Below are 22,987 nucleotides of genomic sequence, written 5' to 3'. Positions count from 1 at the left end.
CGGCGAACACGGTGCGCAGGCTCTCGTGGCGAGCCACCACGTCGGCCAGCGCCGCGCCCAGCGCCCGGACGTCGAGGCGTCCGTGCATCCGCAGCGCCGCCGCCATGTTGTAGACCGGCGACGGTCCCTGCAGCTGGTCGAGGAACCAGAGCCGGCTCTGCGCGAAGGACAGCGGGATGACCGCCGGCCGTTCGCCCGCCACCAGCGGGTCCAGCCGGCTTGTGTCCTCGCCGATGCGCGGCGCCAGCTGCGCGACGGTGGGTGACTCGAAGATGACGCGGACCGGGACGCCGACGTCCATGGCGCTGTTGACGGCCGCGATCACCCGCATCGCGGAGATGCTGTCGCCGCCGAGGTCGAAGAACGAGTCGTCGACGCCGACGCGCTCGACACCGAGCACGTGGGCGTAGATGCCCGCCAGGATCTCCTCGGTGGGCGTGGTCGGCGAGCGATACCCGGCCGCGGAGTACTCGGGTGCGGGCAGGGCGCGGACGTCGAGCTTGCCGTTGAGGGTCATCGGCAGCGCGTCGAGCACCACCACCGCCACCGGGACCATGTAGGCCGGCAGCCGCTCGGCCAGCTGCGCGCGGGCCTCGGCGGGATCGGCGGCGCCGGTGATGTAGCCGACGAGGCGCTTGTCGCCGGGCCGGTCTTCGCGGGCGATGACGACCGCCTGGTCGACGCCGTCGAGCGCGGCCAGGGCCGATCGCACCTCGCCGACCTCGATGCGGTAGCCGCGGATCTTCACCTGCTCATCGGCGCGGCCGAGGTAGTGCAGCTGCCCGTTTCGGCCCCAGCACACCAGGTCCCCGGTGCGATACATGCGCGATCCCGGCTCGCCGAAGGGGCAGGGCACGAAGCGCGTCGCGGTCAGCCCGGCCCGTCGCACGTAGCCGTAGCCGACGCCGCGACCGGCGACGTACAGCTCGCCGACCACTCCGGCCGCCACCGGGCGCAGCCACCCGTCGAGGACGAACAGCGCCGCCCCGGGCACCGAGGAACCGATCGGCGGCGCTCCCGAGCCCGCGGGCCCGACCGTCAAAGGCGTGCTCATCGACGAGAAGATGGTGGCCTCGGTCGGGCCGTAGACGTTGAGCATCGTGCGTCCGGGCGCCCAGCGGTCCACCAGCTCGGGCGGGCAGGGCTCGGCCCCGATCACCAGCGCCGCGGACTCCAGGCCCTGCGGCGACAGCATGCGCACCGCGGACGGGGTCTGGCTCAAGACGGTGACCTTCTCCGCGACCAGCAGGGCGTGGAATTCCATGGGTGAACGGGCCACCGAATCGGGCACCACGACGAGCCGCCCGCCGTGCAGCAGCGCACCCCAGATCTCCCACACCGAATAGTCGAAGGCGTACGAGTGGAACTGGGTCCACACCTGGTCGGCCGACAGCTCGACGCCGACGGCCGGCGCGTCGAACAGCCGGGTCACGTTGTGGTGGCTGACGGCCACGCCCTTGGGCACACCGGTGGTGCCCGACGTGTAGATGATGTGCGCGACGTGCGCCGGCGCCGGCGCCGGCAGGGCCGTACGGGGCTGACACGCCACGGCGCGGTCGTTGATGTCGATGACGATCAGGTCGTGGGCGTCGAGCTTGTCCGTGAGCTCGGCGACGGTGACCGCGGCCATCGGCGCGGTGTCGGTGAGCATGAAATCGATGCGGGCGGCCGGCAGCGCCGGGTCGATCGGCAGGTAGGCCGCACCGGTTTTCAGCACCGCCAGGATCGCCACGATCGCGTCCGCCGACTTTCCGAACAGCAGGGCCACGGCCTCGCCGGGGCGCACACCGCGCTCAATCAGCAAGTGCGCCAACCGGTTCGACTTCTCGTCGAGCTCACGGTACGACATGGACCGGCCCTCGAAGGTCACTGCCTTGGCCCGCGGGCTGCGCGCGGCCTGCGCGGCGAACAGCGCCGGGATCGACGTTTCAGTGCTGGGCTGGGCGAGTACGGCCCGGTCGCCCCACGCGTCCAGCCGGTCGTGTTCGGCGTCGTCGAGCACGTCGATCGACGACAAGCGCCGCGCCGGGTCGGTGGTCATGACGACCAGCAGCCGCCGCAGCCGCTCGATCAGCGTCGCGATTCGTGCCGCGTCGAAGACGTCGGTGTCGTATTCGATCTGCAGGCGCAGTTCCTTGCCGGGCTGGGCCTGCACCGTCAGCGGGTAGTGGGTGGATTCCCGGCTGGTGATGTCGGTGACGGCCAGCTCCTGGTCGGCCGACAGTGCGCCGGCGTCGATCGGATAGTTCTCGTACGCGAACAGCGTGTCGAACAGCTGGTCCTGTCCGGTGATGCGGTGAATCTCGTTGAGCGCCAGGTGCTGATGGTCGAGCGTGTGGTTGTACGCGCCCTGCAACTGGTCGAGCAGTTCGGCGGTGGTGGTGGTCGCGGTGATGTTCGCCCGCACCGGCACCGTGTTGATGAGCAGGCCCACCATGGTGTCCGCGCCGGCGACCTCGGCGGGCCGGCCCGACACGGTGGTGCCGAACACGACGTCGCCCTGGCCGGTCAGGCCGCACAGCAGCTGCGCGAAGGCGGCCTGCAGCACGGTGTTGACGGTGGTGTGGCGCGAGCGGGCCAGGTCGGTGATGGCCTGGCTGAGTTCGGCCGGCAGCGAGTACGACTCGACGCTCTGCTCTCCGAGCTCGGTGCGGTCCTGCGGACCGACCAACGTCGGGGCGTCGAAGCCGGCGAAGACCTCGGCCCAGGCCGCGCGGGCGGCATCGAGGTCGCGCTCGGCCAGCCAGTCGACGAAACCGCGGTAGGGCGCGGCCGCCGGCAGGCGCTGGCCGTAGTAGACGGCGAAGATCTCCCCGAGCAGGATCGGCATCGACCAGCCGTCGAGCACGATGTGGTGGTTGGTCAGCACCAGCCGGTAGCGCTCGGGTGCGGTGCGTAGCAGCGCCACCCGATAGGCCGGTTGGTCGGCGAGGTCGCCGCAGACCGCGGCGCGCTCCGCGGCGCACAGCCGCTGAACCCGCGCGTCGGCATCGGCGTCGCCGTCCAGCTCGAGGTACTGCCAGGCCGCCGCCGGGTCGGCCGGGATGACCTGGACGGGCTCGTCGTACTGGTCGCAGAACCGGGCCACCAGGTTGGGATGACGCCCGATCATCGTCTGCACCGCGTCGCGCAACCGGTCGGGGTCGAGCGGGCCGGTGATGCTGATGTCGAGCTGGCCCGCGTAGAGGTCCTCGGTCGCCTGCGCGGTGTTGGCGTGGAAGAGCAGGCCCTGCTGGACCGGGGTCAGCGCCAGCACGTCGGCGATGTGGTGTTGCCGCGCAAGCTGATCGAGCTGCTGTTGGCTCAGGCGGGCGGGCGCGATGTCCGACGGCGTCAGGCCGCCGCCGCCGGAACGCACGTGGGCGCAGATGCCGGCGAGGGCCTCGAACCACAGCCGGCCCAGGCGGGTCACCTGCTCGTCGTTCAGCGCCGAGGGCGCCCAGGTCCAGTTGGCGTGCAGCTGCGGGCCGCCCTCGGCCTCGACGGTGACCGCGTTCAGCTCGACGGTGTGCATCAGCGGCATCGGGATCGCGGTCGCCGCGCGGGTGACCGACCAGCCGTCGGGCTCGGGGCGCCACATGTCGTCGGTGAGCTCGGCCGCACCGCCCTGGCGTCCCAGGTAGTTGAAGCCGATCGGCGGCTCCGGGGCGTCCAGGTCGACGTCGGTGTTCAGGTAGCGCAGCAGCCCGTAGCCCAGCGGATCCGGCAGGGCCCGCAGCTGTTCCTTGGCGTCTTTGAGCACCGCGCCCAGCGCGGCGCCGCCTGCGGTCACCTGCGCCCACGAAATACCCTGTACCGCAAGGGAAACCGGGTATTTGGTGGTGAACCAGCCCACGGTGTGGGACAGGTCGACGTCGCGGCCCAGTTCCTCGTGGCGTCCGTGGCCCTCGACGTCGATGCCGACCGGCGCGCCCGGATCGCCGGCGAACTCGGCGCACGCCAACCCGAACGCGATCAGCAGAATGTCTTGCACGCCGGCGTGGAACGCGGCGGGCACGTCACCGAGCAGCGTGCCGGTGGTCTCGGTGTCAAGCTCCATGGCGAGGTGTCCGGCCGTGGCGAAGGTGTCCGCGTCGGGGCGCACCGCGGGCAACGCCGCGGGCGTGGCCGCCACCCGTTTCCAGGTGTCGGCCTGATCCACCACGTCCGGGTGGTGCGCGTGCTCGGCCAGCCGCGACGACCACTGGGCGAACGAGGTGCCCGCCGTCGGCAGCGTCACGGGCTGCCCGCTGTGATGCTGGACCCACGCGATGTTCAAGTCCTGCAACAGGATTCGCCAGGACACGCCGTCGACGGCCAGGTGGTGCACGATGACCACCAGTTGTCGGGTGGCGCTCGCCCACACCGCGCTGAGCATCACGCCGGCGGCCGGGTTCAACCGCGACCGCGCCTCGATGACCGCCTCGTCGGACAGTTCGTCCACCGTGTGCAGGCACGCGCGGGCATCCACCGAGCCGGGCTCGGGCACCGTCAGCGACCAGCCGGTGGCGGCGTCCTTGTCGACGTGCAGCCGCAGCAGGGCGTGGCGGTCCAGCAGCGCCTGCAGCACCGTGACGACGTCGGTCTCGGTGACCGCGGCGGGGGCCTGCACCAGCATGGTCTGATTGAACTGATCGACTTGTCCGCCAGCGCTTTCCACGTCCTGCAGCCACCGGATGATCGGGGTGGCCTGCACCGGCCCGAGGCCCTCGTCGGCCACGGCGGATTCGGCGTCGACCACTTCGGCCACCCGGGCCAGCCGGGCCACGGTCTGCTCGACGAAGATGTCGCGCGTCTTGCACACCAGGCCGGCGGCCCGAGCCCGCGTCACCACCTGCATCGACGAGATGCTGTCGCCGCCAAGGTCGAAGAAGGAGTCGTCGACGCCGACGCGCTCGAGGCCGAGCACCTGCGCGAAGATTCCGGCCAGAATTTCTTCAATGGCGTTGTCGGGGGCGCGATACCGGTCCGCGTCCTGATAGTCCGGCGCGGGCAGGGCGCGGGTGTCGAGCTTGCCGTTGGGGGTGAGCGGCAGGGCCCGCATCACCACCACGGCGGTCGGGATCATGTAGCCCGGCAGCCGCTCGGCCAGCGCGGCACGCACGGCGGCCGGGTCGGCGGTGCCGGTGACGTAACCGACGAGGCGCCTGTCACCGGGGCGGTCCTCGCGGGCCACCACGACCGCCTGCTCGACGCCGTCCACCCACGCCAGTGCGGTGCGCACCTCGCCGAGTTCGATGCGGTAGCCGCGGATCTTGACCTGCTCGTCGGCGCGGCCGAGGTAGTCCAGCTGCCCGTCCGCGCGCCAGCGCACCAGGTCACCGGTGCGGTACATGCGCGCGCCGGGCTCGCCGAACGGGCATGCCACGAAACGCGATGCGGTCAGGCCGGCCCGCTGCCAGTAGCCGCAAGCCACTCCGGCGCCGGCCACGTACAGCTCGCCGACCACGCCGGGGGGCACCGGCCGCAGCCATTCGTCGAGCACGAACGACGCCGCGCCCGGTACCGGCGAGCCGATCGGCACCACGCCCGGCGCTCCCGCCTCCAGCGGCGCGCTGATGGCGGCGTAGACCGTGGCCTCGGTGGGGCCGTAGGCGTTGATCATCGCCCGGCCCGGCGCCCACCGGTCCACCAGTTCGGACGGGCAGGCCTCACCGGCGACCACCAGCGTGACCGACTCCAGCCCGGCGGGCGAGAGCGCACCGGCCGCGGACGGGGTCTGGCTGAGTACGGTGACCTGTTCGGCGACCAGCAGTGCGTGCAGGTCTTCGGGTGAGCGCGCGACCGATTCGGGCACCACGACCAATCGGCCGCCGTGCAGCAGGGAGCCGAAGATCTCCCACACCGAGACGTCGAACGCCAGCGAATGCCATTGCGACCACACGCCGGCGCGCGGCAGTCCCGAGTCGCCGGAGGTCAGCAGCTGGGTGACGTTGCGATGCGTGACGGCAACGCCTTTGGGGACACCGGTGGTGCCCGAGGTGTAGATCAGGTAGGCGAGGTTCTCCGGATCCGGCGCCGGCAGCGCGGTGCTGGGCTGGCTGTCGATGGCGCGGTCGTTGACGTCGATGACCTTGACGTCGTGGCCGTCGAACCGGTCGGTCAGCTCCGCGGTGGTGATCGCGGCGATGGGGGCGGCGTCGCCGAGCACGAATCCGATCCGGGACTCGGGTAGCGCCGGATCGATCGGCAGGTAGGCCGCTCCGGACTTGAGCACGGCCAGGATTGATACGATCGCCTCGGCCGAGCGCGAAAACAGCAGCGCCACAGTCTGTCCCGAAGCGGCGCCGTGGGCCGTCAGGCTGTGCGCCAGCCGGTTCGACGCCTCGTCCAGCTCGCGGTAGGTCAGCGAACTGCCGTCGCAGACCAGCGCGACGGCGTCCGGGGTGCGGGCCGCCTGGGCGGCGAAGAGCGCGGGGATGGAATCGGTGCGGGTCGCCGATCCGGTCAGCGCGGCGCGGTTGCCGATCTCGTCGAGCCAAGCGTGTTCGGCGCCGTCGAGCAGGTCGACCGCCGAGACCGCCTGCGCGGGATCGCTGGTCATCGCGAGCAGCACGCGCTGCAGCCGGTCGATCAGCGCCTGGATGGTGGCCGCGTCGAAGACGTCGGTGCGGAATTCGACGGTGCCGCCGATGCCGGCGGGCTCACCGCCGTCGGTCCAGCGCTCGCCCAGCGAGAGGGTCAGGTCCATGCGGGCGGTCTGGGTGTCCACCGGTATCGGTGTGACGTCGACGTCGCCCAGCGACAGCCCGGCCGCGGGGCCGCCACTGTCGTGGCCGGCGAAGTTCTGCCAGGCCAGCATCACCTGGACCAGCGGGTGATGCGTCAGGCTGCGGGTCGGGTTGAGCCGCTCCACCAGCACCTCGAACGGCACGTCCTGGTGCTCGTAGGCGGACAGGCTGCGCTGGCGCACCTGCGACAGCACCTCGGCGAAGGTGGGGTCGCCGGCGACGTCGACGCGCAACACCAGGGTGTTGACGAAGAAGCCCACCAGCTCGTCGAGCGCGGGGTCGCGCCGGCCGGCGATCGGGAAGCCCACGGCCACATCGGGATTGGCGCCGATCTTGGACAACAGCACCATCAGCGCGGTCTGGACGACCATGAAACTGGTGGCGTTGTGCTGGCGGGCCACTTCGCCGAGGCGGCGCTGCAGCTCGGTCGGCCAGTCGATTTCGACCGTGGCGCCGCGCTGGTCGGCCACCAGCGGGTAGGGCCGGTCGGTGGGCAGCTGCACCCGCTCGGGCATCCCGGTCAGGGCGTCTTCCCAGTAGGACAGCTGGGCGGCGATGCGGCTGTTGCCGTCGTCCAGGTCGCCGAATTGCGCGCGCTGCCACAGCGTGTAGTCGACGTACTGCACCGGCAGCGGCGTCCAGTCGGGGCGGCGTCCGGCGGCCCGGCTGGCATACGCCACCCCCAGGTCCTGCACCAGCGGGGTGATGGACATGCCGTCGGCGGCGATGTGATGCACCACGGCCACCAGCACGTGCTGGTCGTCGCGGAGCCGGAAAAGCTCGGCCCGCAACGGAATTTGGGCCGACAGGTCGAAGGTGTAGCGGGCCGTGGCGCCGATCGCCTCTTCCAGCTGGCTTGCCGACCAGCCGCCGGCGTCGACGACCTCCCAGCCGAAATCGGCCTTGTCCGCGGGGATTACCACCTGCTGCGGGGTCCCCTCGGGGGCCGCGAACAGGGTGCGCAGGCTCTCGTGGCGGGCCACCACGTCGCCCAGCGCGGCGCCGAGCGCATCGGCGTCGAGCCGGCCGTCCAACCGCAGCGCGGACGACATGTTGTACACCGCTGAGGGACCCTGCAATTGATCGAGGAACCACAACCGGTTCTGCGCGAACGACAGCGGGACGACCGCGGGCCGCTCACCGGCCGTCAACGGCTCCAGTCCGGTTCCGCCCTCGCCGATCCGGGGCGCCAGCTGGGCCACCGTGGGCGCCTCGAACACGACGCGCACCGCGAGATCGGCGTCCAGGCTCGCGTTGATCGCGGCGATCAGGCGCATGGCCGAGATGCTGTCGCCGCCGAGGTCGAAGAAGGAGTCGTCGACGCCCACCAGCTGGGGCGGTTCGACGTTGAGGATCTCGGCGTAGATGCCGACCAGGATCTCTTCGGTGGGGGTTTCCGGGGCGCGGTATTCACCGGCGGTGTATTCCGGTGCCGGCAGGGCACGGGTGTCGAGTTTGCCGTTGGCGGTCAACGGAAGTGCGTCGAGTGCCATCACCGCGGCCGGGACCATGTAGGCGGGCAGCCGTTCGGACAGCGCGGCGCGCACCACGGTCGCGTCGGCGCTGCCGGTGATGTAGCCGACGAGGCGCAAGGCAGCGGGACGGTCCTCGCGGGCGATGACGACGGCCTGATCGACGCCGTCGAATCCGGCCAGCGCGGACTGGATTTCGCCGAGTTCGATGCGGTAGCCGCGGACCTTGACCTGCTCGTCGGCGCGTCCGAAGTACTGCAGCTGGCCGTCGGCGTTCCACCGCACCAGGTCGCCGGTGCGATACATGCGGGTGCCGGCTCCGCCGAACGGGCAGGCGACGAACCGCGATGCGGTCAGGCCGGGGCGGCCGACATATCCCGCGGCCACACCGGATCCGGCGACGTACAGCTCGCCGACGACGCCGGGGGGCACCGGCCGCAGCGACTCGTCGAGCACGAACAGCGCCGCCCCCGGCACCGGGGACCCGATCGGCACCGGCCCGTTGGCTGCCGAGCCCGGCGCCAGGGGCGCGCTGATGGTCACGCACATGGTGGTCTCGGTCGGGCCGTAGGCGTTGACCATGACCCGTCCGGGCGCCCACTGGTCGACCACCTCGGCCGGGCAGGCCTCACCGGCCATCACCAGCGACACCGACTCCAGGCCCTCGGGCGAGAGCATCGCCACCGCCGACGGGGTCTGGGTCAACACGCTGACTTTCTGGGTGACCAGGACGTCGTGCAGGTCTTGCGGAGAGCGCGCGACGGAGTCGGGCACCACGACCAGCCGGCCGCCGCGCAGCAGCGCGCCGAAGATCTCCCACACCGAGACGTCGAACGCCAGCGAGTGGCTTTGCGACCACACCCCCGCCGCCGGCAGGCCGGCGTCCAGCGATCCCAGTAGCTGGGTCACGTTGCGGTGAGTGATGGCAACGCCTTTGGGGACACCGGTGGTGCCCGAGGTGTAGATCAGGTAGGCGACACCGTCCGCCGTCGGCAGCGGCAGCCCCGTTTCGGGCAGGGTGTCGATGCGTCGATCGTCGACGTCGATGACGGACACGTCATACCCGTCGAACCGCCCGGCCAGGTCGGCGGTGGTGACCGCGGCGACCGGCTTGGCGTCACCGAGCATGAACTCGATCCGGGTGTCCGGCGAGGAGGGATCGATCGGGAGGTAGGCCGCCCCGGTTTTGAGCACCGCCAGGATCGACGCGATCGCCTCGGCAGACCGCGAAAACAGCAGCGCCACAGTCTGTCCCGGAACGGCGCCATGCTCCACCAGGCAATGCGCCAACCGGTTCGACGCCTCGTCCAGCTCCTGGTAGGTCACCGAGAGGCCCTCGCACACCAGCGCGACGGCGTCCGGCGCGGCGGCGACCCGGGTGGCGAACAGTTCGGGCACCGACGCGGGTGCGCTTGCAGGCCCGGTCAGAACACCGTTGTTGCCAAGCTCTTTCAGGCGGGCGTGCTCGGCCTCGTCGAGCAGGTCCACCGACGACAGCAGGTGCGTGGGATCGGCGGTCATCGCCGTCAGCACCCGCTGCAACCGCGCGATGAGCGTCTCGATGGTGGCCGCGTCGAACACGTCGGTGCGAAATTCGACCCGCCCGCCGATGCCGGCGGCTTCGCCGGCGGTGTTCCAGCGCTCGGCCAGCGAGAACACCAGGTCCATGCGGGCCGACTGGTCCTCCACCGGCACGGAGGTGACCTCGAGGTCGCCCAGCGCCAGACCGGCGGCCGGGTCGTCATGCCCGGCGAAGTTCTGCCAGGCCAACATCACCTGCACCAGCGGGTGGTGCGTCAGGCTCCGGGTCGGGTTGACCCGCTCCACCAGCACCTCGAACGGCACGTCCTGGTGCTCGAACGCCGCCAGGCTGCGCGCCTGTACGCGCTGCAGCAGTTCGGCGAAGCTGGGGTCGCCGGCCAGGTCGACCCGCAGTACCAGGGTGTTGACGAAGAACCCGACCAGCTGGTCGAGGGCGGGATCGCGCCGCCCGGCGATCGGGAAGCCCACCGCCACATCGGAACTCGCGCCGATCTTGGACAGCAGCACCGCCAGGGCGGCCTGCACCACCATGAAGCTGGTCGCGTTGTGTTCGCGAGCCAGGCGGCGCACCTGCTCCTGCAGCTCGGCCGGCCAGTCCACGACCACACTGTCACCGCGCTGATCGGCCACCGGCGGGTAGGGCCGATCGGTGGGCAGCTGCAGCCGTTCGGGCATGCCGGCCAGCGCCTGCTCCCAGTAGGCCAGCTGGGTGCCGATGCGGCTGGTGCTGTCGGCGAGGTCACCGAATTGGGCCCGCTGCCACAAGGTGTAATCGATGTACTGCACCGCCAATTCGGTCCAGCCAGGGGTGTGTCCGGCGCACCGGCTGGTGTAGGCCACGCTCAAATCGGCGCCCAGCGGCGTCAGCGACAGGCCGTCCGCGGCGATGTGGTGCACCACGATCACCAGCACATGCTCGTCCGCAGCGACCGCGAAAAGCTGTGCCCGCATGGGGATTTCGGCTGCCAGGTCGAATGTGTAGCGAGTCGCCGCCTTGATCGCGTCGTCCAGCTGGCCGGCCGAGCATGCGGTGGCGTCGACGACATTCCAGCCGAATTCGGCGCTCTCGATGGGCACCACCACCTGTTGGGGGGTTCCCTCGTGCGCCGGGAACAGGGTGCGCAGGCTTTCGTGGCGGGCCACCACGTCGGCCAGCGCCGCGCCGAGGGCCTCGGTGTCGAGCTGCCCGCGCAGCCGCAGCGCGGCCGCCATGTTGTACAGCGGTGAGGGGCCCTGGAATTGGTCGACGAACCACAACCGGTTCTGCGCGAACGACAACGGGACTACCGCGGGCCGCTCACCGGCCACCAGCGGCTCCAGGCCGCCGGCATTCTCCGCGACCCGCGGTGCCAGCTGCGCGACGGTGGGCGCCTCGAAGACGACGCGCACCGGAAGGTCGCTGTGCAGCGCGGCGTTGATCGCGGTGACCAGGCGCATGGTGGACAGCGAATCGCCGCCCAGGTCGAAGAACGAGTCGTCCACGCCGACCCGTTCGACGCCCAGAACCTGGGCGTAGATGCCGGCGAGGATCTCCTCGACCGCGGTGCTCGGGGCGCGGTAGTTGTCGACGGCCCGGTAGTCGGGCGCCGGCAGGGCGCGGGCGTCGAGCTTGCCGTTGACCGTGACGGGCAGCGCGTCGAGCACCACCACCGCGGCCGGGACCATGTAGGCCGGGAGGCGCTCGGCCAGCGCGGCGCGCGCCGTGCCGGGATCCGCCGACCCGGTGACATAACCCACCAGGCGCTTATCGCCGGGGCTGTCCTCGCGGGCGACGACGACGGCCTGCTCGACCCCGTCGAGCGCGGACAGCGCGGCCTGGATTTCGCCGAGTTCGATGCGGTAGCCGCGGATCTTGACCTGCTCGTCGGCGCGGCCGAAGTAGCGCAGCTGTCCGTCCGGGCCCCAGCAGACGAGGTCGCCGGTGCGGTACATGCGGGTGCCGGGTTCGCCGAACGGGCAGGCCATGAACCGCGACGCGGTCAGCCCGGGGCGACGCCAGTACCCGACGCCGACGCCCTGGCCGGCCAGGTACAGCTCGCCGACCACGCCGGCGGGCACCGGGCGCAGCCACTCGTCCAGGACGAAGAACGCCGCGCGCGTCACCGGCGAGCCGATCGGCGGAAATCCCGACCCGGCCTTCAGCGGCGTGCTCTTGCAGGCCCACATCGTGGTCTCGGTGGGGCCGTAGACGTTGACCATCGCCCGGTTCGGCGCCCAGCGGTCGACCAGCTCGGGCGGGCAGGGCTCGGCGCCGATCACCAACGACGTCCCGTCCAGGCCGTCGGTGGGCAGCAACCCCACCGCCGAAGGGGTTTGGGTCAGCACCGTGACGCCCTCGCGGACCAGCAGAGCATGGAACTCTTCGGGTGAACGCGACACCGAATCGGGCACGACGACGAGCCGGCCGCCGTGCAGCAGCGCTCCCCAGATCTCCCACACCGAGAAGTCGAAGGCATACGAGTGGAACTGGGTCCACACCTGCTCGGCCGACAGCGCGAAACCGAGGCGCAGGTCGTCGAACAGCTGCGCGACGTTGTGTTGGGTTACCGCAACGCCTTTGGGCACCCCGGTGGTGCCCGACGTGTAGATGATGTGAGCCAGGTCGGTGGGCGCCGGGGCGGGCGGCGCGGTGCTGGGCTGTTTCGCCACCGCCGGGTCGGCCGCGTCGATGACGATCAGGTCGAAGCCGTCGAACCTGCCGGCCAGGTCGGCAGTGGTGACCGCGGCCATCGGCGCGGCATCGGTGAGCATGAACTCGACGCGCGCGGCCGGCAACGCGGGATCGATCGGCAGATACGCCGCCCCTGACTTGAGCACCGCCAGGATCGACACGATCGCCTCGGCCGAGCGCGAAAACAGCAGCGCGACAAACTCTCCCGGGCCGGCGCCACGCTCGGCCAGCAGGTGCGCCAACCGGTTGGCGGCCTCGTCGAGCTCCCGGTACGTCATCGACCGGTTCTCGAACGTCAGCGCCACCGCGTCCGGGGTGCGGGCCGCCTGCGCGGCGAACAACCCCGCCACCGTCACCGGTTCCACCGGCTCGGCCAGGATGGCCCCGTTACCCCACTTCGCCAGTCGGGCGTGCTCGCTGGCATCCAGCAGATCCACCGAGGACAGCCGCCGCTCGGGCTCGGCGGTGACCGCGGTCAAGAGCCGTTGCAGCCGCTCGATCATCGCCTGGACCGTGTCCGCGTCGTACACGTCGGTGCGGTATTCGGCCGTCACGGCGATGCCCGCGCGCTGACCGGACTCGGTGAACCGTTCGGCCAGGGAGAACGTCAGATCCATGCGGGCGGTGTCGGTGTGCAACGGCATCGGGGTGACCTGCAGGTCACCCAGTGCCAGCCCGGCCGCGGGGGCGCTGACCTCCCCGGGGAAGTTCTCCCAGCCCAACAGGACCTGAATCAGCGGGTGATGGGTCATGCTTCGGGTGGGGTTGAGCCGCTCCACCAGCAGTTCGAAGGGCACGTCCTGGTGTTCGAAGGCCGCCAGGCTGCGCCGGCGCACCTGGGCCAGCAGCTCGGCGAAGGTCGGGTCCCCGGCGACGTCGACGCGCAGCACCAGGGTGTTGACGAAGAACCCGATCAGCTCGTCGAGCGCGGGCTCGGGGCGCCCGGCGATCGGGAAGCCCACGGCCACATCGTCACTGGCACTCATCTTGGACAGCAGCGCGGCGAACGCGGCCTGGATCACCATGAAGCTGGTCGCGTTGTGCTCGCGCGCCACCCGGCGCAGCTGCTGCTGCAGCTCGGCCGGCCAGTCCACCGCCAGGCGGGCGCCGCGGTGGTCGGCGACCGGCGGGTAGGGCCGGTCGGTGGGCAGCTGCAGGCATTCGGGCAGCCCGGCCAGAGCGTCTGCCCAGAAGTCGAGCTGCGCGGCGATGCGGCTGCCGCCGTCTTCCACGTCGCCCAGATACGCGCGCTGCCAGAGCGTGTAGTCGACGTACTGCACCGCCAGCGGCGGCCAGTCGGGGGCGTGCCCCTCGCACCGGCTGGCGTATGCCACGCCCAGGTCGCGCGCGAACGGCGTGATCGACCAGCCGTCCGCGGCGATGTGGTGCACCGCGACCACCAGCATGTGTTCGTCGTCGTTGACGGTGAAAAGCTCTGTGTGTAACGGGCTTTCGCTCGACAGGTCGAACGCGTACTGAGCCGCTGCCGCCATGCGTTCACGCACCCGGTCCTCCGGCCAGCCGCGGGCATCGATGACCTCGCAGCCGAAGCCGATCTGCTCGGCGGGAATAACCACCTGCTGCGGTATTCCGTCCGCTGCCGCGAACACCGTGCGGAGGCTCTCGTGGCGGCCCACCACATCGGCCAGCGCCGCGGCGAGCGCGTCCGCGTCAAGCTCCCCGCGCAGCCGCAACGCAACGGTGACGTTGTAAATCGGTGAGGGCCCTTGGAATTGGTCGATGAACCACAGTCGGGTCTGGGCGAACGACAGCGGAATCACCGCCGGGCGCTCCCCCGCCACCAACGGTTCCGGCCGATCACCGTCGCCGCTTGCCAGGAGCGCGAGCTCTGCCGCGGTCGGCGCCTCGAACACGGCGCGCACGCTGAGATCCGAGTTCATGCTGGTGTTGACGGCGGCGATCAAGCGCATGGCCGACAGGGAATCGCCACCCAGGTCGAAGAACGAGTCGTCGACGCCTACCCGTTCCAGGCCGAGCACCTGGGCGTAGATGCCCACCAGGATCTCCTCGGCCGCGGTGGCCGGGGCGCGATAACGGTCCACGTCCTGGTATTCCGGTTCCGGGAGGGCCTTGCGGTCGAGCTTGCCCGATGAGGTCATCGGGAATTCCTCCAGCGCCACGATGTGCGTCGGCACCATGTATTCCGGCAGCCACGCGCTCAGCCGCTCGCGCACCTCGCCGATCTTGGTGTTGGTGCGCGGGTCGTTGGCGTGGCTGGTGCGGCGCCGGATCCCGGTGGGCGGCAAGTAGAGATCCGTCAGGGGTGCGGTGTCGGCGGCATCGACGAAAACGGCGCTCAGAGTGCCGGATTGGGCGCCCCAGGTCACCGCAACGCGATATCCGAGCGACTCGCCGATGCGGTGCACCTCTTCGGCGACCGCGGCGTCGGCGACGGAGTCGGCTTGGGCGAGCGCGTCGGCCACGGGTTGCCCCTCGGCGAGCGCTGCTTCGACGCGGACGTCGGCGATGACGCCGGCGTGCGGGATGTCGGTGACGCGGACGACGGCGGGCCGTTGGGACGCCAACACGTCGCGCAGGCCGTCCAAGCCCGCGCATTCGGTCCACGACCAGGTGGGTGCGCCGGCGACGGAGCGCACGGGTGCCGGCGCTTTGCGGATGACGACGTCGTAGCGGTACCGGTTCAATTCGTTGTCGGCGAATCCACGTTTGACTTGGATGTCGACGCCACCGGCCGACGGGCAGTTGACGGCCCAGGTGGTGAAAAACTCGGGAGCCAACAGCAATTCGGTCTCACCGAGCATGGCGTGGCGTACCCGCTTGCGGAGTTCGGCTGCCTCGGTGGCCGAGGTGCCGCCGCGGGCCAGCGCGATCGCGGTCTGGAACGCGCCCTGCAGGCTGTGGTTGCGGACGTCACCGACGAACACGGTCCCGCCGGGGGCCAGCAGCTCCATGGCGTTGTCGATGACCTCGGCCAGGTATCCCGCGTTGGGGAAGTACTGAACGACCGAGTTGAGGATGATCGTGTCGAAGTGGCCGCGCGGCAGCCCGTCGGTGACGTGGGCCGGTTGGGTTCGCAGCTCAACCCGGTCGCGCCACGGCAGCTGCAGCCGCTCCATCGAGCGGGCCAGGTTCTCGATCGCCACCGGCGAGAAATCGGTGGCCACATACTCTTGCGCCTGCGGGGCGATCTGCGACAGCAGCAACCCCGAGCCCGCACCGATCTCGAGGACACGCCGCGGCTGCAGGGCGTTGATCCGGTCCACGGTGGCGGCGCGCCACTCGACCATCTCCTCGAGCGGGATGGCGTCGCCGGTGTAGCTGCTGTTCCAGCCGCGGAAGTCCTCGCCGAAGCCGGACTCGAGGTCGGCGCCGTAGAGGTCGTCGTAAAGCTGTTGCCACTCTTCGACGTTGTCCTCGTCATGGTCGGCGCTGATGGTGTGGTCGAGCGTGACGTAGGCGACCAGATGGGAACCGGTGCCGCCGTCGCGCACAGTGACGGCGGCCTGAGTGACCTGCGGGCAGGCCAGCAAGGTGTTCTCGATCTCGCCGAGCTCGATGCGCTGGCCGCGCAGCTTGATTTGGCTGTCGGCGCGACCGACGAAGTCCAAGTCGCCTTCGCGGGTCCAGCGCACCAGGTCGCCGGTGCGGTACATCCGCTCACCTGGAGCGCCAAATGGGTTGGCCACGAACCGTTCCGCGGTCAGGTCCACCCGCCCCAGGTAGCCGTGCCCCAGCGCCGGCCCGCTCACATACAGGTCGCCCATCACGCCGACCGGAACCGGCTTCAGCCAGGCGTCGAGCACGACCGCGCACACCCCAGGAAGCGGGGTGCCGATGCGAACCGGGCCGTCTGCCGACAGCGGCGCGCTGGAGGTGACCCACACGGTGGTCTCGCTCGGGCCGTAGACGTTGAACATCCGCCGCCCGGGCGCCCAGGCGGCGACCAGTTCCTTGGGGCAGGCCTCGCCCCCGATCATCAGCTTGTCGAAGCCGGGCAGCCGGGCGCGATCCAGCGACGACAGCACCGTCGGGGTCAGGAATGCCGCGTTGACCCGCTGGCTCTGTAGCAGGGCGGTCAGCGGCTCGCCGGCGTACACCTGTGGCGGTGCCACCACCAACGCGGCCCCCGACGCGGCGGCCATCGACATCTCGCCGACCGACGCGTCGAAGGTCGGCGAGGCCACCATCAGCACCCGCGTGTCGGAGTCCAAGCCAGACGACTTGCATTGCGCCGCGGCCCATCCCAGTAGACCGGCATGGCTCACCAGCACACCCTTCGGCGTGCCGGTGGAGCCCGATGTGAAGATCACGTAGGCGGAGTCGTGCGCGGTCAGGGGTGCCAGACGGTCGGCGTCGGTGATCGGCGCGGAGCTGTGCGCGGACAGGTCCAGCCCGTCGATCCGCACGACCGGGCGCGACCCGGCACCGGCGACCTCATCGGTGCCATTCGTCAGCACGCACACCGCGTCAACGGAGTTCAGCACGGAGGCGACGCGGTCGACCGGATGGTCGAGGTCCACCGGGGCGTGGATGCCACCGGCCTTGACCACGGCCCACCAGGCGACCACCAGTTCGGCGCACCGGCCCATCGCCACGCCGACGGCGCGCTCCGGACCGACACCCGCGTCGATCAGCTTGCGCGCCAGCCGCGTTGACCATTCGTCGAGTTCGCGGTACGACAGCTCCCGATCACCGTCGACCACCGCCGTCGCTTCCGGGGCGGTCGCCAGCGCGGAGGCCAACAGCTCCGGCGCCACCCCGATCGGCCCGGTGACGCCGGCGCCCGACAACCGCGAGAGCACCAGCTCGCGCTCATTGCGAGCCAGCAGCTCGACCGTCGACAGGCGCTGGGCGGGATCGGTGGTCATCGCCACCAGCACACGCTGGAATCGGTCCAGCAGCGAGGCGATTTCGGCGGTGTCGAACACCTCGGCGTCGTATTCGACGTGCAGGCCGAGCTCACTGCCGGGCAGCGCCTCCACCGTCAGTGGGTAGTGGTTGTACTCGCGGTTGGTGATCTCGGCGATGGCCAGCCCGTCGGCGCCCAGCGTCATGCCGTCTTCGACGGGGTAGTTCTCATACACGAACAGCGTGTCGAAGAGTTGGTCGTGCCCGGTGACGCGGTGAATCTCGCTGAGCGCCAAGTGCTGATGCTCGAGCGCATCGTTGTGGCTGTTCTGCAACTGGGCCAGCAGTTCCGCGGTGGTGGTCGTCGGGCTGATGTCGGCGCGCACCGGCACCGTGTTGATCAGCAATCCCACCATCGATTCGGCGTCGTCGACCTCCAGTTGGCCGACGCGGGACCGCGGGGTGCCGAAGACGACGTCGTGCTGACCGGTCAGCGACGTCAGCACCACCGCCCAGGCGGCCTGCAGAACGGTGCTGACCGTGGTGTGGCATGAGCGCGCCAGCTCGGTGAGCGCCTTGGTGGTTTGCTCAGGCACGCAGGTCTTTTCGAAGCCGCGGCTGCCGTGTCCCAATCGGCCGTCCGGTGCAACCAGGCTTGGGGTTTCGAAGCCGTACAGCACCTCACCCCAGGCCTCGCGGGCGGCGTCGAGGTCGCGACCGGCCAGCCAGGTGAGGAACGCCCGGTAGGAACCCGCGGCGGGCAGCCGCTCGCCGTAGTAACTGGTGAAGATCTCGCGCAGCAGGATCGGCAATGACCAGCCGTCGAGCAGGATGTGGTGATTGGTCAGCAGGAACCGGTGCCTGCGGTCGGCGGTGCGGATCAGCGCCACCCGGAACGCCGGCTGGCCGGCGAGGTCGCGCACCGCGGCGCGCTCGGAAACGCACAGCTGCTCGATCAGCTCGCCGGCTTCGGCCTCGTCGGTGCCGTCGAGATCGAGGTATCGCCATGCGACGACGGGATCGGCAGGAATGATCTGCACCGGCTCGTCGTATTGCTCGCAGAACAGGGCCGCCAGGTGCGGATGCCGGTTGACGACGGTGTGCACCGCGTCGCGCAGGCGGTCGGGGTCCAGCGGTCCGGTCAGCGTGAAATCCAGTTGCACCGCGTACATGTCGTCGCTGCCCTGCGCGGTGCTGGAGTGGAACAGCAATCCCTGCTGCAGCGGGGTCAGCGGCAGGATGTCGGCGACGTGGTGCCGGCGTTGCAGTTCGTCGATCTGCTGCTGGCTCAGGCGGGCAGGCGCGATGTCCGACGGGGTCAGTCCGCCCCCACCGGCACGCACGTGCGCGCACACGCCGGCCAGCGCCTCGAACCACAGCCGGCTCAGCCGGGTGATCTGACTTGCGTCGAGAACCGAAGTCGCCCAAGTCCATTCGGCATGCAGGTGTGGGCCGGTGGCGGTGTCGATGGTGCCGGCGTTGACCTCGACGGTGTGCATCAGCGGCATCGGCACCGCCGCGGCGGCGCCGATCAGGGACAGCCCGTCCTGGCTGATCCGCCAGCCCTCCCCCGCCGAATCGGACGCTGCGCCTTGGCGTCCCAGGTAGTTGAAGGCGATCGACGGGTCGGGCCCGGTCAGCTCGACCTCGTTGTTGAGATAGCGCAGCAGCCCATAGGTCAGCGGATCCGGCAGGGCCCGCAGCTGCTCCTTGGCGTGTTTGATCACCGGGCCCAGTGCCGGGTCACCGGCCGCCACCTGCGCCCAGCTCAGCCCGGCCAGGCCCAGCGACACCGGGTACTTGGTGGTGAACCAGCCGACGGTGCGGGACAGGTCGACGTCCGAGGCGAGTTCCTCGTGGCGCCCGTGGCCCTCGACGTCGATGCCGATCGAATCGGCTGTCTCACCGAGAAATTCGGCCCAGGCCAGGCCGAACGCGATCAACAGGATGTCCTGGATGCCGGCGTGGAACGCCGTGGGCACGTCATTGATCAGCGCCCCGGTGGTCTCGGCATCGAGCTGCAGCGACAAGCGCCCGGCGGAGGCGTAGGTATCCAGCTCGGGGTCGGCCGCGGGCAGGGCGGCGGGAGTCGCGGCCACCTTCTTCCAGGCGCTCAGCTGGCTCACGACGTTGGGGCGGTGGGCGTGGTCGGCCAGCAGCGTCGACCACCGGGCAAAGGACGTGCCCGTCGGCGGCAGCTCCACCGGTTGCCCGGCGCTGTGCAGCGCCCAGGCAATGTTGAGGTCCTCCAACAGGATCCACCACGACACCGCGTCGACGGCCAGGTGGTGGATGATCACCGTCAGCTGGCCGGTGGACTCGACCCACAGCGCGCTCAGCATCGCTCCGGCGGCCGGGTTCAACCGCGACCGCGCTTCCAGCAGCACCTTGTCGCTCAGCTCGTCCACCGATTGCAGGCAATCGGTGGCGCGCATCGACCCCGGTTCGGGCACCTGCAGAGACCAGCCGCCCGCTTCGTCGTCGTCGACGCGCAGCCGCAGCATGGCGTGCCGATCCACCAAGGCCTGCAACACGATTGCGACGTCGGCCTCGGTCACCCCGCCGGGGGCCTGAACCATCACGGTCTGGTTGAACTCGCCGATCGGACCGCCGGTGCTTTCGATGCCCTGCAGCCACCGCATGATCGGGGTGGCCAGCACCGGTCCGACGCCCTCGTCGATTTCACCGGCCGTCCCGTCGGCGACGCCGGCCACCCGGGCCAGCCGGGCCACGGTCTGTTCGACGAACACGTCTCGCGGCCGGCACGTCAGCCCGGCGGCGCGCGCTCGCGCCACGACTTGCAGCGACAGGATGCTGTCGCCGCCGAGCTCGAAGAACGACTCGTCGACGCCGACGCGGTCCACACCGAGCACCTCGGCGTAAATGCCGGCCAGGATCTCCTCGACCGCGTTGCCCGGGGCGCGATACTCGCGCGCGGTGTACTCGGGTGCCGGCAGCGCGCGGGTGTCCAGCTTGCCGTTGACCGTCAGGGGCAGCGCCTCGAGTGCCACGACCGCGGTCGGCACCATGTGCGTCGGGAGCCGTTCGGCCAGCGCGGCGCGCGCCCCGGCCGGGTCGGCGGTCCCGGTGACGTAACCGACCAGTCGTTTGTCGCCCGGTCGGTCTTCGCGGACGATTGCCACGGCCTGGTCGACACCGTCGAGTGCGGCCAGCGCGGCCTGGACCTCGCCGAGTTCGATGCGGTAGCCGCGGATCTTGACCTGTTCGTCGGCGCGACCCAGATACTGCAGCTGGCCATCGGGGCCCCAGGACGCGAGGTCGCCGGTGCGGTACATGCGCGCGCCCGGCTCGCCGAACGGGCACGCCACGAACCGCGACGCCGTCAGCCCGGCTCGGCCGACATAGCCACCGGCCACTCCGGCGCCGGCGACGTACAGCTCGCCGACGACTCCGGGTGGTAGCGGTCGCAGCCAGCCGTCGAGGACGAACAGGGCCGCGCCGGGCACCGGGGAACCGATGGGCGGCACGCCGGATCCCGCCGCCAGCGGCGCACTGATCGCGACACACATGGTCGTCTCGGTGGGGCCGTAGGCGTTGACCATCACCCGTCCGGGCGCCCACTGGTCGACCACCTCGGGCGTGCAGGCCTCCCCGACCACCGCCAGTGACACGGACTCCAGGCCCTCGGGCGACAGCATCGCGACCGCCGACGGCGTCTGGGTCAGGACGCTGACTTCCTCGGCCACCAGGACGTCGTGGAGTTCTTCGGGCGATCGGGTTGTGTCCTCAGGCACCACCACCACGCGTCCGCCGCGCAGCAGCGCGCCGAACATCTCCCACACCGACACGTCGAATGCGTACGAGTGACACTGCGACCACACCCCTTCGGCCGGCAGACCCGCATCCAGCGTGCCCATCAGCGCAGTGACGTTGCGATGAGTCACCGCAACGCCTTTGGGTACGCCGGTGGTTCCCGAGGTGTAGATCAGGTAGGCGATATCGGCAGGATTCGGCATCGGCAGTGCCGTGGCGGGCTGGGCGTCGATCCCAGGATCGGCGGTGTCGACGACGGTCAGCCCGTGGCCGTCGAACCGTTCAGCCAGGTTCCCGGCCGTCACCGCGGCGACCGGCCGGGCATCGGCAAGCATGAAGTCGATCCGCGTCTTGGGCGACGAGGGATCGATGGGCAGATACGCGGCGCCGGTCTTGAGCACCGCCAGGATCGACGCGACGGCCTCGGCCGACCTCGAAAACAGCAGCGCCACAGTCTGTCCCGGGCCCGCACCGTGGGTCAGCAGGCAATGCGCCAACCGGTTCGACGCCTCGTCCAGCTCCCGGTAGGTCACCGAAAGGCCCTCGCACACCAGCGCCACCGCGTCGGGCACGCGGGCCACCTGCGTGGCGAACAACTCCGGCACCGACATCGGCGAATCCACCGGCTCGGTCAAAACCCCGGTGTTTCCAACCTCTTCCAACCGGGCATGCTCATCTGCATGCAGCACGTCCAACGACGACAAGTGCCCTTCGGGGTGGGCCACCATCGCCGCCAGGATCCGCTGCAGCCGCTCCCGCAGGTCCGAAACGTCGAAGTTGGAGAACGGTTGCCCGGTACCGACGGTGCTCAGGAACTGCTGGTCGCCGAATCCAAGGAAGAACAGCCCGAAGTGGCCCACCGGGCCATAGCTGGTGTATTTCGCCGTGGCCGGCACGCCGCCGAGGCTGAGCGTGAGGCGGGCCGGGACGAAGTTGACGACGACACGGTTGGGCGCCTGCCTCGGACCGCTGAAGTCGCCTTCGCCGTCGAGCGTTCGTGTTGGGAATCGCTGGTGCCGCAACGCTTCTCGTGATCGTGTGTCGACGTGCTGGCAGAACTCGGCGAACGTCGTGTCCGGCGCGGCATTCAACACAAGTGGTACAACCCCGGCAAGCATGCCGGGATGGGTCTTCGAATCAGGATCGACTCGCCGGCTGACCGGGAAGTCGAGCACGACCTCATCCGAGCCGTCGGCGGACCAGCCGCGCACCAGAAGAGCGCAGGCGGCCGTCAGAACCGATGACCGACGGACGCCCAGCGCCTTGGAGAGCGCTTTGAGCGTGCCGACCACCGACTGATCCAGTTGCACTGGCGGAGAGGGTGCATACGGGTCACGGCCATCGTCGGGCGCGGTCGTCGGGTAGGCCGCCCCGTCGCCCTGGGGGCGGTGCGCGGTCCAATATTCCTGGTCCTCAACGAATTCGGACGAGGCCTCGTATTCCAACTCGCCACTGACGAGGTCATGCAGCGAGCCGAAGAAGGCGGGCGGAATCGGTTTCCCGGAGGCGAGCGCGGAGTAGATGGCCGCGATCCGCCGACCGATCAGCGCAATGCCCATCCCGTCGATGGCGATGTGGTGGCAGGTCGTGAACCAGTAGTACTCCTCCGGCGCGGTCCGGAATAATGCGAATTTGATCATCGGGCCGGTGAGCGGCATCGGCGTGTTCTGAATCGATGAAGCCGTTTCACGAACTTCCCGCTCGGGATCACGCGACTCGGTCAAATCGTAGAAGACAAGATCGACATCGTCGTATTCGACGGCCCTCTGGAAGACCTGTCCATCGGCCTCAAAGAACGAAGCCCTTAGGCTCTCAGCCTCATTCACCACGTGTCGCATAGCTTGATGCAACAAATTGGTGTCTATTGCGCCCTCAATGTGTACGAGCACACCCAATTGCCAAGCCACATCGAAATGGCCCGTCTGCTGCGCCAGCCAGATATCCAGTTGACCCCGCGTTACAGAAAGTGCCCGGTCAGCACGCTCCAC

Annotated in this window: 1 protein-coding gene (only partly in view); it reads right to left on the bottom strand. The window is 70.2% G+C overall.

Translation table 11 applies throughout. The features are described from left to right. Positions 1-22,987, bottom strand: the 5' portion of a protein-coding gene (locus A5708_RS06090) for a non-ribosomal peptide synthetase (RefSeq protein ID WP_065027755.1). It extends 8,309 nt beyond the left edge of the window; the window shows 22,987 of its 31,296 coding nt (coding positions 1-22,987); it begins with the start codon at positions 22,985-22,987; the stop codon falls past the left edge of the window.

This window comes from Mycobacterium colombiense (genome assembly GCF_001672755.1).
Taxonomy (GTDB): domain Bacteria; phylum Actinomycetota; class Actinomycetes; order Mycobacteriales; family Mycobacteriaceae; genus Mycobacterium; species Mycobacterium colombiense_C.
Note: the sequence above shows the minus strand (reverse complement) of the source record. Positions and strands in the feature narration are given on the sequence as shown.